Below are 15,613 nucleotides of genomic sequence, written 5' to 3' on the forward strand. Positions count from 1 at the left end.
GCAGGGTGTCGTACAGCGGGGTCCGGGGGGAGTCCGGGAGCGGCCCGGGGGTGAGGGGGAGCGGCGCGGAGCGCGGTCCGGTGATGTTCGCCGGGGCCGTGTTCGCGCTGTTCGGGGCCGCTCCGCAGGCCTGGACGGGAGCGCGCGCCGGCCGCCGTGCGCCGGTGGCTTCGGGTGCGCGCCCCGTCACGGCCGAACCATTGCCTCCGCTTTTTCCGGCGCCGCCGTGAGGGGCCTGCCGGGGGCGGTGGCGCCCGTGCCGGAAGCCGGTGCGGGACGGGGGCGGGACGGGGTACGGGGTGGCCTGCGGGCGCGGGGCCAGACGGCCCCCGGGACACTCGGCCCGGTGATCGCGAAGGGCCGGGCGCGGCATCCGGGCGGCAGAAACGGCACTTGTCGGGTTACCGTTCGAGTGGCCGTTGCGGGCTTGTGCCGTTTGACACGGGGGCGGGTTGTACCGTCACACTCCGCAGCGTCGCCGTACTGCGACCGAGTGCCGACCGGAGAGAAGAGCCAAGTTGTCCCCGACTAGCGAGACCGCAAAGGGCGGCCGCCGACTCGTCATTGTCGAGTCCCCTGCCAAGGCGAAGACGATCAAGGGCTACCTCGGCCCGGGATACGTCGTCGAGGCGAGCGTCGGGCACATCCGCGACCTCCCGAACGGCGCGGCCGAGGTTCCCGACAAGTACACCGGCGAGGTCCGCCGCCTCGGTGTGGACGTCGAGCACGACTTCCAGCCGATCTACGTGGTCAACGCCGACAAGAAGGCCCAGGTCCGCAAGCTCAAGGAGCTGCTGGCCGAGTCCGACGAACTCTTCCTCGCCACCGATGAGGACCGCGAGGGCGAAGCCATCGCGTGGCACCTGCAGGAAGTCCTCAAGCCCAAGGTCCCGGTCCACCGGATGGTCTTCCACGAGATCACCAAGGACGCGATCCGCGATGCCGTCGCCAACCCGCGCGAGCTGAACCAGCGCATGGTCGACGCCCAGGAGACCCGCCGCATCCTCGACCGCCTCTACGGCTACGAGGTCTCGCCGGTCCTGTGGAAGAAGGTCATGCCGCGCCTGTCGGCCGGCCGCGTCCAGTCGGTGGCCACCCGCCTCGTCGTGGAGCGGGAGCGCGAGCGCATCGCCTTCCGCTCCGCCGAGTACTGGGACCTGACCGGCACCTTCTCCACCGGCCGCGCCGGGGACCCGTCCGACCCGTCCTCCCTGGTCGCCCGCCTGAACACGGTGGACGGCAAGCGCGTCGCGCAGGGCCGCGACTTCGGTGCGAACGGGCAGCTCAAGAGCGAGGTGCTGCACCTCGACGAGGCGAACGCCAGGGCCCTGGCCGCCGCGCTCGCCGACACCGCCTTCGCCGTCCGGTCGGTCGAGTCCAAGCCGTACCGCCGGTCCCCGTACGCCCCCTTCCGCACGACGACGCTGCAGCAGGAGGCCTCGCGCAAGCTCGGCTTCGGTGCGAAGGCGACCATGCAGGTGGCGCAGAAGCTGTACGAGAACGGCTTCATCACCTACATGCGTACGGACTCCACCACGCTGTCCGACACCGCGGTGGCGGCCGCCCGGGCGCAGGTCACGCAGCTCTACGGGGCCGACTACCTGCCGGAGAAGCCGCGCGTCTACGCGGGCAAGGTCAAGAACGCGCAGGAGGCGCACGAGGCGATCCGTCCCTCGGGTGATCGTTTCCGCACCCCGGCCGAGACGGGTCTGACCGGCGACCAGTTCCGCCTGTACGAGCTCATCTGGAAGCGCACCGTCGCCTCCCAGATGAAGGACGCGACCGGCAACAGCGTCACCGTGAAGATCGGCGGCCGCGCCTCGGACGGCCGCGACGCCGAGTTCAGCGCGTCCGGCAAGACAATCACCTTCCACGGCTTCATGAAGGCGTACGTGGAAGGCGCGGACGACCCGAACGCCGAGCTCGACGACCGTGAGCGGCGTCTGCCGCAGGTCGCGGAGGGCGACGCGCTGGCCGCCGAGGAGATCACGGCGGACGGCCACGCGACCAAGCCGCCGGCCCGCTACACCGAGGCCTCGCTGGTCAAGGAGCTGGAAGAGCGCGAGATCGGCCGGCCGTCGACGTACGCGTCGATCATCGGCACGATCCTCGACCGCGGCTACGTCTTCAAGAAGGGCACGGCCCTGGTGCCGTCCTTCCTGTCCTTCGCCGTGGTCAACCTGCTGGAGAAGCACTTCGGCCGGCTCGTCGACTACGACTTCACCGCGAAGATGGAGGACGACCTCGACCGCATCGCGCGGGGCGAGGCCCAGTCCGTGCCGTGGCTGAAGCGCTTCTACTTCGGCTCCGAGGACGCCACCGAGGTCGTGCCCTCGGGCGGCGACCACCTCGGTGGCCTGAAGGAGCTGGTCACGGACCTGGGCGCGATCGACGCCCGCGAGATCTCCTCCTTCCCGGTCGGCGAGGGCATCGTGCTGCGCGTCGGCCGCTACGGGCCGTACGTGGAGCGGGGCGAGAAGGACGCCGAGGGCCACCAGCGCGCCGACATCCCCGACGACATGGCTCCGGACGAGCTGACGGTCGCCTACGCGGAGGAGCTCTTCGCGAAGCCGAGCGGCGAGTTCCAGCTCGGCAAGGACCCCGTCAGCGGCAACGAGATCGTCGCCAAGGACGGCCGCTACGGCCCGTACGTGACGGAGATCCTGCCCGAGGGCACGCCGAAGACCGGCAAGAACGCGGTCAAGGCGCGCACGGCCTCGCTCTTCAAGACGATGAGCCTGGACACGATCACCCTCGACGACGCCCTGAAGCTGATGTCGCTGCCGCGCGTCGTCGGCACGGACGCCGAGGGCGTGGAGATCACCGCGCAGAACGGCCGCTACGGCCCGTACCTGAAGAAGGGCACGGACTCGCGGTCGCTGGAGACCGAGGACCAGCTCTTCACGATCACCCTCGACGAGGCCCTCGCCATCTACGCGCAGCCCAAGCAGCGCGGGCGGGCCGCGGCCAAGCCGCCGCTGAAGGAGCTGGGCACGGACCCGGTCAGCGAGAAGCCGGTGGTGGTCAAGGACGGCCGCTTCGGTCCGTACGTGACGGACGGCGAGACGAACGCGACGCTGCGGCGGGACGACGACGTCGAGACGATCACGCCGGAGCGGGGCTACGAGCTGCTCGCGGAGAAGCGGGCGAAGGGCCCGGCCAAGAAGACGGCGAAGAAGACCGCCGCCAAGAAGGCCCCGGCGAAGAAGGCGCCCGCCAAGAAGGCGGCGGCGACGAAGACCGCTGCCGCGAAGACGACGACGGCCAAGAAGACGACGACCGCGAAGAAGACGACGACCGCGAAGAAGACCGCGGCGAAGAAGCCGGCGGCGTCCTCGTCCGACGAGTGACGGCCGGATCCAGCCCCGCCGGCGTTTGAGGCGTGGGGTCCGGGGGCAGCGCCCCCGCACCCGCGCACTCCCGGCGGGGCGGGCCGTGGGGCAGGCCGCGGGACGGCCCTGGAAGGTGGGTGCGGGGTCACACCCCGCCTCGTCCACAGGCCTCCGCAGCCGCCAGGCGCAGCGGATAGGCTGGGCGGATGACGCGAGCCGAGCAGCCGGCGGTCGTGACCGCTCCGGCGAACCCCACCTACGACGAAGCCCTAGCCGCGGATTCCCGCGAGCGTGCGGTGCGCGCACTGCTGCGCACTCCCCGGCTGCGCCGCCTGTGGAGCGCCCAGCTGGTGAGCGGCATCGGTGATGCCCTCGCCCTGCTGGTGCTGGTTCTGCTGGCCCTTCAGGCGGCCGCCTCCGAGGGGGCCTTCGGCGGCGGATACCGCGGTGCGGCCCTCGCCGTCGCCGTCGTCTTCGGCGTCCGGATCCTCGCCACCCTGCTCTTCGGCGCGGTCCTGCTCGGCCCGCTGGCCGGGCTCGTCGGCGCGAAGGGCAAGCTGGACCGCCGCTGGACGATGATCGGAGCCGACGGGGTCCGCATCGCCCTGTTCGTCGTCGCCCCGCTGTGGCTCGACTGGATCCCGGCCCACGCGCTCACCGCGCTGCTGGCCACCGTCTTCGTCTCCGGCGCCGCCGAGCGGCTGTGGACGCTGGCCAAGGAGAGCGCGGCCCCCGCCCTGCTGCCCGAGCCGCCGCCGGAGGGCGCCACCGTACGGCCGCTGCCGGACCACATGGACGCCTTGCGGCGCCTGACCCTGCGTACGGCTTTCGCGGCGCTTCCCGTCGCGGCGGCCGCGCTGCTCGCCGCCACCCTCGTCGGCAAGGCCCTCGGCCTCGGCGTGGACTGGTTCGCCGCGAACCAGGCCGCCCTCGGCTCGTACGTGGCCGCCGGCCTCTTCGCCGCCTCGGTCTCGCTGCTGCTCCCGCTGGTGCTGCCCGACACGGCGACCCCCCGGCCCCGTTCCCCGCTGGAGGGGCTGCGCGCGCCCAAGGCGGGAGACCGGCCGGACAAGGGACGTACGGGTGCCATCCCCCTGCTGGTCCTGAGCTGCGCCGCGGTCGCCGGAGCGGTCTCCGGCGCCGTCGCCGTGTCCGTCCTGCACGCCTTCGACCTGGGCGGGGGCCCGGCCGCCTTCGCGCTGCTCGTCCTCGCGCTGGTCGGCGGCACCGCCGCCGGCATCCGCGCGGCCCAGGCCGGCAAGGTGCTGCCCGGGCTGTCCCGGCGCCGTCTGCTGGCCCTCGCCATAGCGGTGGCGGGCCTCGCGCTGCTGCTGAGCGGCCTCGTCCCCGACATGGCGACCGTGCTGTTCCTGTCGCTGCTCGCCGGCACCGCCGCGGGCGTCGCGGCCAACACCGGCCACACCCTGCTGGACCAGGAGACCGAGGAGTTCCGCCGGGCCCGGGTCACCGAGCACCTCCGGGCGGTCGTCCGGGTGGCCGTGGCCGTCGGCGCCCTCGCCGCGCCGGTCCTGGCCGCGGTGATCGGCCCGCACCGGCTGACCGGTGCCGAGGCCGTCCTCTCGCACGGCGGGGCCGCCTTCACCCTGATGCTCGTCGGCGCACTGCTGCTGCCGGTCGCCGTCGTCGTGCTCACCAAGGCCGACGACCGCAGCGGCGTGCCGCTGCGGCGCGACCTGCGCGACGCGCTGCGCGGCGGGGAGCCCGTTCAGGCCCCCTCCACGACCGGATTCTTCATCGCGCTGGAAGGCGGCGACGGAGCCGGCAAGTCCACCCAGGTGAAGGCGCTCGCCGAGTGGATACGGGGCAAGGGGCACGAGGTCGTCGTGACCCGCGAGCCGGGGGCCACCCCCGTCGGCAAGCGGCTCCGCTCGATCCTGCTCGACATCTCCTCGGCCGGGCTGTCGAACCGCGCCGAGGCCCTGCTGTACGCGGCGGACCGCGCGGAACACGTGGACACGGTGGTGCGTCCGGCCCTGGAGCGCGGCGCGATCGTCATCTCCGACCGCTACATCGACTCCTCGGTGGCCTACCAGGGCGCCGGCCGCGACCTCTCCCCGACGGAGATCGCCCGGATCTCGCGCTGGGCGACCGACGGGCTCGTACCGAACCTGACCGTGCTGCTCGACGTGTCGCCGGAAGCGGCGCGGGAGCGGTTCACGGAGGCGCCGGACCGGCTGGAGTCGGAGCCGGCGGAGTTCCACCAGCGGGTGCGGTCCGGCTTCCTCACCCTCGCCGCCGCCGACCCCGGCCGGTACCTGGTGGTCGACGCCGGGCAGGACCCGGACTCGGTGACCACGGTCGTACGGCACCGGCTGGACCGGATGCTGCCGCTCTCCGAGGCCGAGGTGGCCGCGCAGGCGGAGGCCCGGCGCCTCGCCGAGGAGGAGGCCCGGCGCAAGGCCGAGGAGGAGGCGGCGCGCAAGGCCGAGGAAGCCCGGCTGCGGGCCGAGGAGGAAGCGCGCAAGGCCCGTGAGGCCGAGGAGGCGCGGATCAGGGCCGAGGCCGAGGCCGCCCGCAAGGCGGAGGAGGAGCGGCTGCGGGCCGAGGAGGAGGCCCGGGCGCGGGCCGAGGCCGAGCGGCTGCGCGTGGAGGCCGAGGCGAAGGCGCGCGCGGCGGAAACGGAGCGGCTGCGCAAGCAGGCCGAGGAGGAGGCCCGGCTGCGGGCCGAGGCCGAGGAGCGGCGGCTGGAGAAGCAGCGGCGGGCCGAGGAGGCCCTGCTGAAGGCCGAGGAGGCGCGCCGGCTGGTCGAGGCGCAGGCGGCCGAGGCCGCGGCGAAGGCGGCGGCAGCCGCTGCCGCCGCGGAGGCCCGGGCCGCTGCCGAGGCGGCGGCCGAGGCCCCGGCGGCTCCGGCCGCACCGGCGAAGGGCTCCGGCGCGGCGCCCGCACGCAGGATCGACATGACGAAGGACGATCCGCATCCGGACGACGCGGTGACGATCGAGACCCCGGTGGTCAAGCGGGTCGTCCGCCCGGACGACGTCACCCAGACCGTTCCGGTGCCGAAGATCGACCCGCGGTCGGCGTCGGCGTCATCGTCGGCGTCATCGTCGGCGCCGTCGTCCGCCGTGGACGAGACGGCCGTGCTGCCGCCCGTACGCCCGTCCGGCACGGGCGCGGGGAGCGGCAGCGGCGGCCCGGCCCGGTCGGCCACGCGGCCGACGGCCCGCCGCCCCGAGGAGGACCCGGCCGACCGGGTTCCGTCGGGCATCTTCCGGGACTCCAGCAACGACCGGACGCGGGAGCTGCCCGTCCTGGACGACGACGGCCGGCCGAGCCGTCCCCGGCCGGACTGGGCGGAGGAGACCCCGCTGGACGACCTGCCGACGCTGGCGGACGAGCTGCTGGGCCGCCACCGGGACGACGCGTACGACGAGTACGACGGCGAGGGCAACGAGGGCGACGACGGCGCACGCGGAAAGCGCCGCCGCCGCTGACGCAGGCGGCGGTACGGGACTGCGGCGGTAGGGATTGTCGGTGGCGCCCGACACAATGGGTGCACGGAGAGTGAGAGGTGGTGGGCGGGATGCCCGTATGGGACGACCTGGTGGGTCAGGAGCGGATCCAGACGCAGCTGGCCGCCGCCGCCCGCGACGCCGACGCGCTGGTCACGGCCGCCACGGACGGGACCGCGCCGCCGGCGGCTTCGAAGATGACCCACGCCTGGCTCTTCACGGGACCGCCGGGATCGGGGCGGGTCACCGCCGCCCGGGCCTTCGCGGCGGCCCTGCAGTGCACCAGCCCGGACCGCGCCCTCGGCGGTGAGCCGGGCTGCGGGTTCTGCGACGGCTGCCACACCACGATGGTCGGCACCCACGCGGACGTCTCCACCGTCGCCGCGGTCGGCAGCCAGATCCTCGTCGACGACATGCGGGACACCGTCCGCAAGTCCTACACGTCCCCCGCCACGGGACGCTGGCAGATCATCCTGGTCGAGGACGCCGAGCGGCTGAACGAGAAGTCCGCCAACGCGGTCCTCAAGGCCGTGGAGGAGCCCGCGCCCCGTACGGTCTGGCTGCTGTGCTCGCCCTCGCTGGAGGACGTGCTGCCCACCATCCGCTCCCGCTGCCGCCACCTGAGCCTCAGCACCCCCTCGGTCGCGGCCGTCGCCGACATGCTGGTGCGGCGCGACGGCGTCGAGCCGGCGGCGGCGCTGGCCGCCGCGCGGGCCACGCAGGGGCACGTCGACCGCGCCCGCCGGCTGGCCACGGACGAGGGAGCCCGGGAGCGCAGGGCGACGGTCCTGAGGCTCCCGCTCCGGGTGGACGACATCGGAGCCTGTCTGAAGGCCGCCCAGGAGCTGGTGGACGCCGCCGGCGAGGACGCCAAGCAGATGGCAGAGGAGGTCGACACCAAGGAGACCGAGGAGCTCCGGGCCGCCCTGGGCGCCGCCGCCGGGACGGGCGGGCGGATGCCGCGCGGTACGGCGGGTGTCATGAAGGAGCTGGAGGACAAGCAGAAGCGGCGCCGGACCCGCACCCAGCGCGACAGCCTCGACCTCGCCCTCACCGACCTGACCGGCTTCTACCGCGACGTCCTGGCCCTCCAGCTCGGCACGGCCGTCGCCATCGCCAACGAGGACATACGGCAGGACCTGGAGCGCGTCGCCAAGGCCTCCGGGCCGGAGCGGACCCTGCGCAGGATCGAGGCGATCATCGCCTGCCGGGACGCCCTCGACCACAACGTGGCCCCGCTCCTGGCGGTGGAGGCGATGACGATGTCCCTCCGCGCGGGCTGACCGGCCCACCCGGGCTGACCGGCCGCGCCCCCGGGCCGGCCCGGGTGCCCCGGCCCGGCTCCCGGGCCTCGCGGTGCCGGTCGGCTCACCCGTACGGGGGAACCGGGCGCCGGGGCCGGAGCGGGGCCGGTCCGTGCCTCGCCCGGTGAGCGCCACGGAAGGCCCGGGTCCGTCCGGCGGACAGGGCCCGCCCGCGCCCGTCGGCAGGACGTAGGCTCCGGGGATGGACACCAGTCGCGTGCTGCGTACCACCGGGACCGTGATCGCAGCAGCCGGGCTCCTGCTCTCCGGCTGCACCTCGGGCGGGCCGGAGACGCTCCCGACCGCCGCGTCCGCGAGAGGGGAGGCCGGCGGCACGCCATCGGTGCCCCCGTCCCCCGACGCCGCGGCGATGCGCCCGTACTACGAGCAGAAGCTGACCTGGCGCGACTGCGGTGTCCCCGGATTCCAGTGCTCCACCATGAAGGCCCCGCTGGACTACGCGAACCCCGGGGCCGGCGAGGACGTGGACATCGCGGTGGCCCGCCGGGTGGCGACCGGCCCCGGCAAACGGCTCGGTTCGCTGGTGGTCAACCCGGGCGGCCCCGGCGGCTCCGGCATCGGCTACCTCCAGGCGTACGCGGGCATCGGCTACCCCGCTCCGGTCCGCGCCCGGTACGACATGGTGTCCTTTGACCCGCGCGGCGTGGCACGCAGCAGCCCCGTCGAGTGCCTGACCGGCCCGGAGATGGACAAGTACACCCAGGTGGACCAGACGCCGGACGACGCGGCCGAGCGGGCCCGCCTGGTGGCGGCCTTCAAGGAGTTCGCGGCGGGCTGCGAGACCCGCTCGAAGCGGGTCCTGCCGCACGTCTCCACCGTCGACGCCGCCCGCGACATGGACCTGCTGCGTGCGGTGCTCGGCGACGCGAAGCTCAACTACGTCGGCGCCTCGTACGGCACGCTCCTGGGGGCGACGTACGCGAACCTCTTCCCGGACCGGGTCGGCCGGCTGGTCCTGGACGGTGCGATGGACCCCACGCGCCCGGCGCTCGATCTCAACCGGGACCAGACCGAGGGCTTCGAGACGGCCTTCACCTCCTTCGCCAAGGACTGTGCGAAGCAGCCCGACTGCCCGCTGGGCAAGGGCAGCCCGGAGGAGGTGGCCGCCCGCCTGAAGGACTTCTTCCGCAAGCTGGACGCGCAGCCCGTGCCCAGCGGCGACGACAAGCGTCCGCTCGGCGAGGCCCTCGCGACGACCGGGGTGATCGCGGCGCTCTACGACGAGAACGCCTGGCCCCAGCTGCGCGAGGCGCTGGCCTCGGCCATGAACGGCGACGGAGCGGGCCTGCTGGGCCTGGCCGACAGCTACTACGAGCGCGGCGCGGACGGCAAGTACGCCAACCTGATGTTCGCGAACGCCGCCGTCAACTGCCTGGACCAGCCCGCGGCCTTCAACGGGCCGGACGCGGTCGACACCGCCCTCCCTTCCTTCCAGAAGGCCTCCCCGGTCTTCGGCGCGGGCCTGGCCTGGGCCGCCCTGAACTGCGGGTACTGGCCGGTGAAGCCCACGGGCCAGGCGGGGCCGCTGACCGCGAAGGGCGCCGCGCCGATCGTGGTGGTGGGCACCACCCGCGATCCGGCGACCCCGTACAAGTGGGCGCAGGCACTGGCCGGCCAGCTCGAATCGGGCACCCTCCTCACCTACGACGGCGACGGCCACACGGCGTACGGACGCGGCAGCGACTGCATCGACACCGCGATCAACCGCTACCTCCTGGAGGGCAGGCCCCCGGCGGACGGCAAGAAGTGCTGACCCGCCGGGCGGCCACCTGACCCGTTGCCCGTCCGACATGTGACCTGGGACTCGTCCCCGCAGAACCTGGTTCGGGGCACCCGCCGGGACCCTGTAGACTTGGCGCCGCTGCTGATGAGCGATCCCTTCCGAGGGAATCCTTGTCTCCCCAGCGGTGCCGCCTTAGCTCAGTTGGCCAGAGCAACGCACTCGTAATGCGTAGGTCTCGGGTTCGAATCCCGAAGGCGGCTCAGAGAAGGCCCAAGTCACGTAACCTGTGACTTGGGCCTTTTGCTTTCACATTACGTGCCGGGGCATGTGGCGGTCGGAGTCTGGAACCTCGTGCTGAGCATGCGTGAAGTCCGGATCGGGAACTGGCTCTGAGTTACCGGCCGGCGCGAAGGGCGGCGGCCGACTCCAGGAGGCCGTCTCGCTCCAGGCGATCAAGCACATCACCTGCGACCCCGGGCGGATTTCGCCATGAGTCGGCGATCTGTTGGACGGAGGCAAAGACTCTCTGGCGATCGAGGTCGATCTGGGCCAGAACGAAGTCGTCCGCGGAGACGGCTTCGACGTTCCATGTCCTCAGCGTCTCGCCGGGGAAGTCCCTGAGGTTGTTGGTGACGATGAGCTGAGCTCGTGACTTGACGGCGGCAGCGAGCACGTGACGGTCGTCGACGTCCGGCAGGTCCAGCGCCGACTCCAGGGCCTCGTAATCCTTGATGAGGCAGTCCCGGACAGCGCGCATCATCAACTCGCGCGTACGGGTCAACCTCGCAGGATCGAGCTCGGGCCTGTTGGCCTGCAGATTCGTGAAAACCTCATCGAGGATTCGTTCGGTCCATTTGGCCTGCACGAGCCCAGCTTGGGCTATGCGGATCAGAAGGTCGCGCAGCGTGCTCGGGTACAGGACGCAGGCGTCGTAGACGACGATGAACGCCGCGGGGTCAGATCAGCCCCATCTCCTGGTTCAGGGCCGTCATTTCGTCTGCTGCAGCCCGTCGTTTCTGGTCGTCCTGGCGTTGGTACTCAAGCAGGGACTGCGCCTTGATCCGGCGGTGGGTTCCGACCTTCCGGTAGTCGATTTCGCCAGCGTCAAGCAGTCCGATCAAGAACGGCCGGGAGACGTTCAGCATGTCAGCGGCTTGCTGTGTAGTCAGCTCCGCGTGTTCGGGGACGATGGAGACGGCGCGGCCTGCCGCCATGTGGCTCAGTACCGTCGCCAGCAGCTCCACGGCCTCGCGGGGCAGCTCAAGATCGGCATTTGCGTCCTCGATCCGGAACCGGATCCGCTCGGCGTGAGGGGAGCGGGCTAGGGACCTCTTCACTGGCATCAGGGCCCGGGCCGCGAAGTCGGCATTCGCCCCGGAGGGAGGCGTGGCCCGAGCGGTCGACGCGCTCATAGTGTGACCATCCCTTCGTGTCGTGACCGGGAGGCCGACCCGTACGGCTCCTAGGTGAAGTATCCGAAATAATCGAAGCAAACGCAACGCACTGGGCCGGGTGGTCCATCTCCTGGCCTCACTGTGAGGCTGCGCGCTTCGAGGTGAAGCGCGATGGGGAAACCCCAGGGCGGCGGGGCCGGCCTGGGGTTTCCGGGGTGGGTGGGGCGCGGTGGGGCCGCGGCCCCGGGGTGGGTCAGGCTTCGTCGGCGGTCAGGAGGGCCTTGGCGGCCAGTTGGACGCCGGGGGCGCGCAGGAAGGTGTAGTGGTCGCCCGGGACGCGGACGGTGCGGGTGTCCGTGCCGAGGAGCTGGGTCCAGAGGGCCGACAGGTCCGGGGACTGTTCGGCCGAGACCACCACGACGGGGGCCGCCACGGGCTCCGGGCGGTGGCCGCCGATCAGGGTGATGTGGGCCTTGAACACCTGGAACCTGCGGTTGATGTCCTCCTGGACCTCCTCCGCGTCGCCCGCGCCGCCGGTCAGCTTCTCGCCGAACCAGCGCAGCTGCTCGGCCACCGGCGTGGTCTCCGGGTCGGGCAGTTCGCCCGCGTCGGGGCCGAGGGCCCGGGCGCCGTCCAGGACGAACTGGGCGGCGAAGGCCTGCTCTCCCACTCCGGAGACGTCGTCCGCGGAGAAGGGGGTGTCCAGCAGGCCGACCAGGGCCACCTGCTCGCCCGCGGCCTCCAGGCGGCGGGCGACCTGCAGGGCGAGCAGACCGCCCATGGACCAGCCGGCCAGGCGGTACGGTCCGGCGGGCTGGGCCTTGCGGACGGCCTCGGTGTACGCGTCGGCCATCTCCCGCAGGTCCTGGAGCGGCTCGCTGCCGGCCCGCAGGCCCGCGGCCTGCACACCGAGCACGCGGTAGCGGCTCTGCAGTTCCTGCATCAGCCCGAAGTACGGGTAGACGGTGCCGCCGACGGCGTGGATGAGGAACAGCGGGTCGCCGTCGGTGTTCTGCGACAGGGGCACGATGGTGTCCGAACCGGCGACGACGGCCGTGCTGCCCGGGGCGGCCGGGCCGGCCACCTCCTCCAGGGCGTCGAGGTCGTCCAGTTCGTCCAGCGGGGCGTCCTCCAGGCCGTGCTTCTGGACCAGGGCCACGGCGAGCCGGGCGGGCGTGGGGGCGAGGAAGATCGCCGTCACGTCCGTGTCGACCCCGAGGTCCTTGCGCAGGCGGGTGATCACCTGCATCGCCTGCAGGGAGTTGCCGCCCATCTCGAAGAAGTTGTCCTCGATGCCCACCCGCGGCAGCTTGAGGATGTCGGAGACGATGTCGGCGAGGACGGTCTCCAGGATGGTGCGCGGGGCGACGTAGTCGCCCGCGTCCGCGGCGCCGTCCGGCGCGGGCAGGGCGGCGCGGTCGACCTTGCCGTTCGCGTTGAGCGGGAAGGTGTCGAGGATGACCAGGTGGGCGGGGACCATGAAGGCGGGCAGCGCTTCGCCCAGGTGGGCGCGGAGGTCGCCGACGGTGACGGCCGGCGCGTCGGGATTGGTCCGGGCGTAGCCGATGAGGTTCTTCTGGCCGGCCTGGTCCTCGCCGACGATGATGATGGCCTGGGCGACGGAGGGGTGGGCGGCGAGCACGGCCTCGATCTCGCCGAGCTCCACCCGCAGGCCGCGGATCTTGACCTGGTGGTCGAGCCGGCCGAGGTACTGCAGGTTGCCGTCCGGCAGACGGCGGGCCAGGTCGCCGGTCTTGTACATGCGGGCGTCCGGGACCTCGCTGAACGGGTCCGTGACGAAGCGCTCGGCGGTCAGCTCGGGGCGGCCGAGGTAGCCGCGGGTGACGCTGGCGCCGCCGATGTGGAGTTCGCCCGCGACGCCCACCGGCACCGGGTTGAGGTGCTTGTCCAGCACGTACGCCGTGTAGTTCGTCAGGGGCAGGCCGATCGGCGGCGGGTCGATGCCGTCGTCCTGGCACCGGGCCATGGTCGAGCCGACCGTGGTCTCGGTGGGGCCGTAGCCGTTGATGAAGCGCATACCGGGGCGCGCCCAGTTGCGGACCAGCTCGGAGGAGAAGGCCTCGCCGCCGGCGATGACCACGCGCAGGCTCGGGAACTGCTCCTCGGCCAGCAGGTTCAGCACGGCCGGCGGCAGGCACATGAAGGTGATGCCCTCACCGCGGATCAGGTCGGCCAGCCGCGGCGGGGAGAGCAGGGTCTGGGTGCTGCCGAGGACCAGGGTGGAGCCGGAGAGCAGCGCGCCGAAGATGTCCAGGACGGACACGTCGAAGTTGAGCGAGGCGAACTGCAGGATCCGGTCTCCCGGGCCGAGCGGCCAGAACTCGATCTCGGCGTAGCAGAAGTTGACGGCGTTGCGGTGCTCGACGACCACGCCCTTGGGGCGGCCGGTGGAGCCCGAGGTGTAGATGACGTACGCGACGTTCGACGGGTCGGCGGTGGCTTCGACGGCGCTGTCGTCCAGCGCGGTGAGGTCGGTCCAGGACCGGTCCAGGTCCAGCACGGTGACGTCGTCGGTCGGTACCGCGGACGCGCTGGCCTCGTCGGTGAGGACGACGGTCATCTTCGCGTCCTCGACCATGAAGGCGAGGCGGTCGGCGGGGTACTCCGGGTCCAGCGGCACGTAGCCGCCGCCGGCCTTGAGGATGCCCATGATGCCGACGATGCGGCGCACGGTGCGCTGCATGCTGACACCGACGAGCGCCTCCGGGCCGACGCCGAGCTCGCGCAGCCGCCGCGCGACCTGGTTGGCGTGGGCGTCGAGCTGGGCGTAGGTCAGGCCCTCGCCGTCGAGTTCGACGGCCATGACGTCGGGGTGCGCCGCGACCTTGGCCTCGAAGGCCTGGTGCAGGTTCCAGTCGGGGAACTCGGCCGTGTCGCTGTTCCAGGCGACGAGCTCCTGGTGGAGCTCCGCCTCGGTCATGATCGGCAGCTGGGAGATGCGGGCGTCGGGCTCGTTCAGGATGCCGTCGAGCAGCGTCTCGAAGTGGCCGAGCAGCCGCTGCGCGGTGGCCGCGTCGTACAGGGCGGTGGCGTAGCTGAGGTTCAGCCCGAGCCGGCCGCCGCTCTCGACGGCGGAGACCAGCAGGTCGAACTTGGCCGCCTCGGCGGGGAGTTCCTCGGAGGCCCAGGTCATGCCGCCGGGCCGGAGGTCGCGCTTCTGGTCGTCGGAGAGCATGAAGCCGACCTGGAAGACCGGGGAGCGCGAGGGGTCGCGGGGGGCCTTGGCGGCCTCGACGATCTTCGCGAAGGGCAGGTCCTGGTGTCCGAAGGCGCCCAGCGTGGCGGCCTTGGTGCGCTCCAGGACCTCGCGGAAGGTCGGGTCGCCGGACAGGTCGACCCGGACCGGCAGGGTGTTGATCAGGTAGCCGATCACGGGCTGGAGTTCGGGGCGGCTGCGGTTGGCGCTGACGGTGCCGACCACGATGTCGTCCTGGCCGCTGTAGCGGTGGAGCAGGATGTGGTAGGCGGCCATCAGGGTCATGAACAGGGTCGCGCCCTCGTCGCGGCCCAGCGTCGTGAGCCGGGAGAGGACCTTGTCGCCGAGGTCCCGGGACTCGGTGGTGCCCTGGTAGGTCTGGACGAGGGGGCGGGGCCGGTCGGTCGGCAGCTGGAGGACGGGCGCGCCCTGGAGGTTCTCGCTCCAGTACTCGGTGAGCTCCTTCAGCGTCTCGCCCCGCAGACGGTCGCGCTCCCAGACGGCGAAGTCGGCGAACTGGACGGGCAGCTCGGGCAGCTGCGCGGCCGTCCCGGCGACGGCTGCGGAGTACGACTCGGCCAGTTCCGCCAGCAGCACGGGGAAGGAGGAGCCGTCGAAGACGGTGTGGTGGACGGTGATCAGCAGGACGTGGTCCTCGTCGCCGAGCTGTTGCAGGTGCGCCCGGAACAGGGGGCCGCGCTCCAGCTCGAACGGGCGGGACGTCTCCTCCTGGGCGGCGGCGCGCCAGTGCTGCTCGATCTCGTCCGCGGCGACGGCCCGCTGGTCCACGAAGGCCAGCTCGACGGGCCCGGCCGGGTCGATCACCTGGACCGGTGCGCCCTCGACGGTGATCAGGCGGGTGCGCAGTGCCTCGTGGCGGGCGACCAGGGAGTCGAGCGCCGCGCCGAGGGCGGGGCGGTCGAGGGCGCCGGTCATCCGGACCGCGCCGGCGATGGTGTAGGTGGATTCCCCGGGGGCCAGCTGGTCGATGAACCAGAGCTGCTCCTGCCCGTAGGAGAGCGGCAGGTCCTGCAGCGCGGGCGAGCGGCGGGGGATGGAGGAGATCGGGGGGGCCGTGCGACGCAGCCTGGCGGTCAGGGCGGCCCGCTGGGAATCGGTCAACATGACTGGTCAGTCCTTCTTTCGAGC

Annotated in this window: 7 protein-coding genes and 1 tRNA gene; 5 read left to right on the forward strand and 3 right to left on the reverse strand. The window is 72.6% G+C overall.

The annotated features are described in order from the left end of the window. Nucleotides 1-518 precede the first annotated feature (518 nt). From topA to NRK68_RS18455, 5 genes are all read left to right on the forward strand, one after another. Entirely contained in the window at nt 519-3,350 is a 2,832-nt protein-coding gene (topA, locus tag NRK68_RS18435; RefSeq protein WP_257856247.1) for a type I DNA topoisomerase, read from the forward strand. Nucleotides 3,351-3,538: 188 nt separating this feature from the next. After that, nucleotides 3,539-6,787 carry a dTMP kinase gene (gene tmk, locus NRK68_RS18440; RefSeq protein WP_257856248.1) on the forward strand — a complete coding sequence of 1,083 codons (3,249 nt, stop codon included), beginning with the start codon at nt 3,539-3,541 and terminating at the stop codon, nt 6,785-6,787. Between the two features lie 89 nt (nt 6,788-6,876). Further along, complete coding sequence (locus tag NRK68_RS18445; protein WP_257856249.1) at nt 6,877-8,088, forward strand: DNA polymerase III subunit delta'; 1,212 nt, start codon at nt 6,877-6,879, stop codon at nt 8,086-8,088. A 223-nt stretch (nt 8,089-8,311) separates the two neighbouring features. After that, nucleotides 8,312-9,883 (forward strand): alpha/beta hydrolase, encoded by a 1,572-nt coding sequence (locus NRK68_RS18450; RefSeq protein WP_183066599.1) that lies wholly within the window; start codon nt 8,312-8,314, stop codon nt 9,881-9,883. A 156-nt stretch (nt 9,884-10,039) separates the two neighbouring features. Then, nucleotides 10,040-10,113 (forward strand) — tRNA-Thr (locus tag NRK68_RS18455). A 134-nt stretch (nt 10,114-10,247) separates the two neighbouring features. Here NRK68_RS18455 and NRK68_RS18460 read toward each other — a convergent pair. From NRK68_RS18460 to NRK68_RS18470, 3 genes are all read right to left on the reverse strand, one after another. Beyond that, nucleotides 10,248-10,796: a PIN domain-containing protein gene (locus NRK68_RS18460; RefSeq protein ID WP_257857880.1), complete on the reverse strand. Its 549-nt coding sequence runs from the start codon at nt 10,794-10,796 to the stop codon at nt 10,248-10,250. Nucleotides 10,797-10,809: 13 nt separating this feature from the next. Continuing rightward, nucleotides 10,810-11,265, reverse strand: a complete 456-nt coding sequence (locus tag NRK68_RS18465) for a helix-turn-helix domain-containing protein (protein ID WP_183066601.1) — start codon at nt 11,263-11,265, stop codon at nt 10,810-10,812. 235 nt (nt 11,266-11,500) lie between these two features. Next, complete coding sequence (locus NRK68_RS18470; RefSeq protein ID WP_257856250.1) at nt 11,501-15,589, reverse strand: non-ribosomal peptide synthetase; 4,089 nt, start codon at nt 15,587-15,589, stop codon at nt 11,501-11,503. Nucleotides 15,590-15,613 lie beyond the last annotated feature (24 nt).

This window comes from Streptomyces yangpuensis (assembly GCF_024666385.1).
GTDB lineage: Bacteria > Actinomycetota > Actinomycetes > Streptomycetales > Streptomycetaceae > Streptomyces > Streptomyces yangpuensis.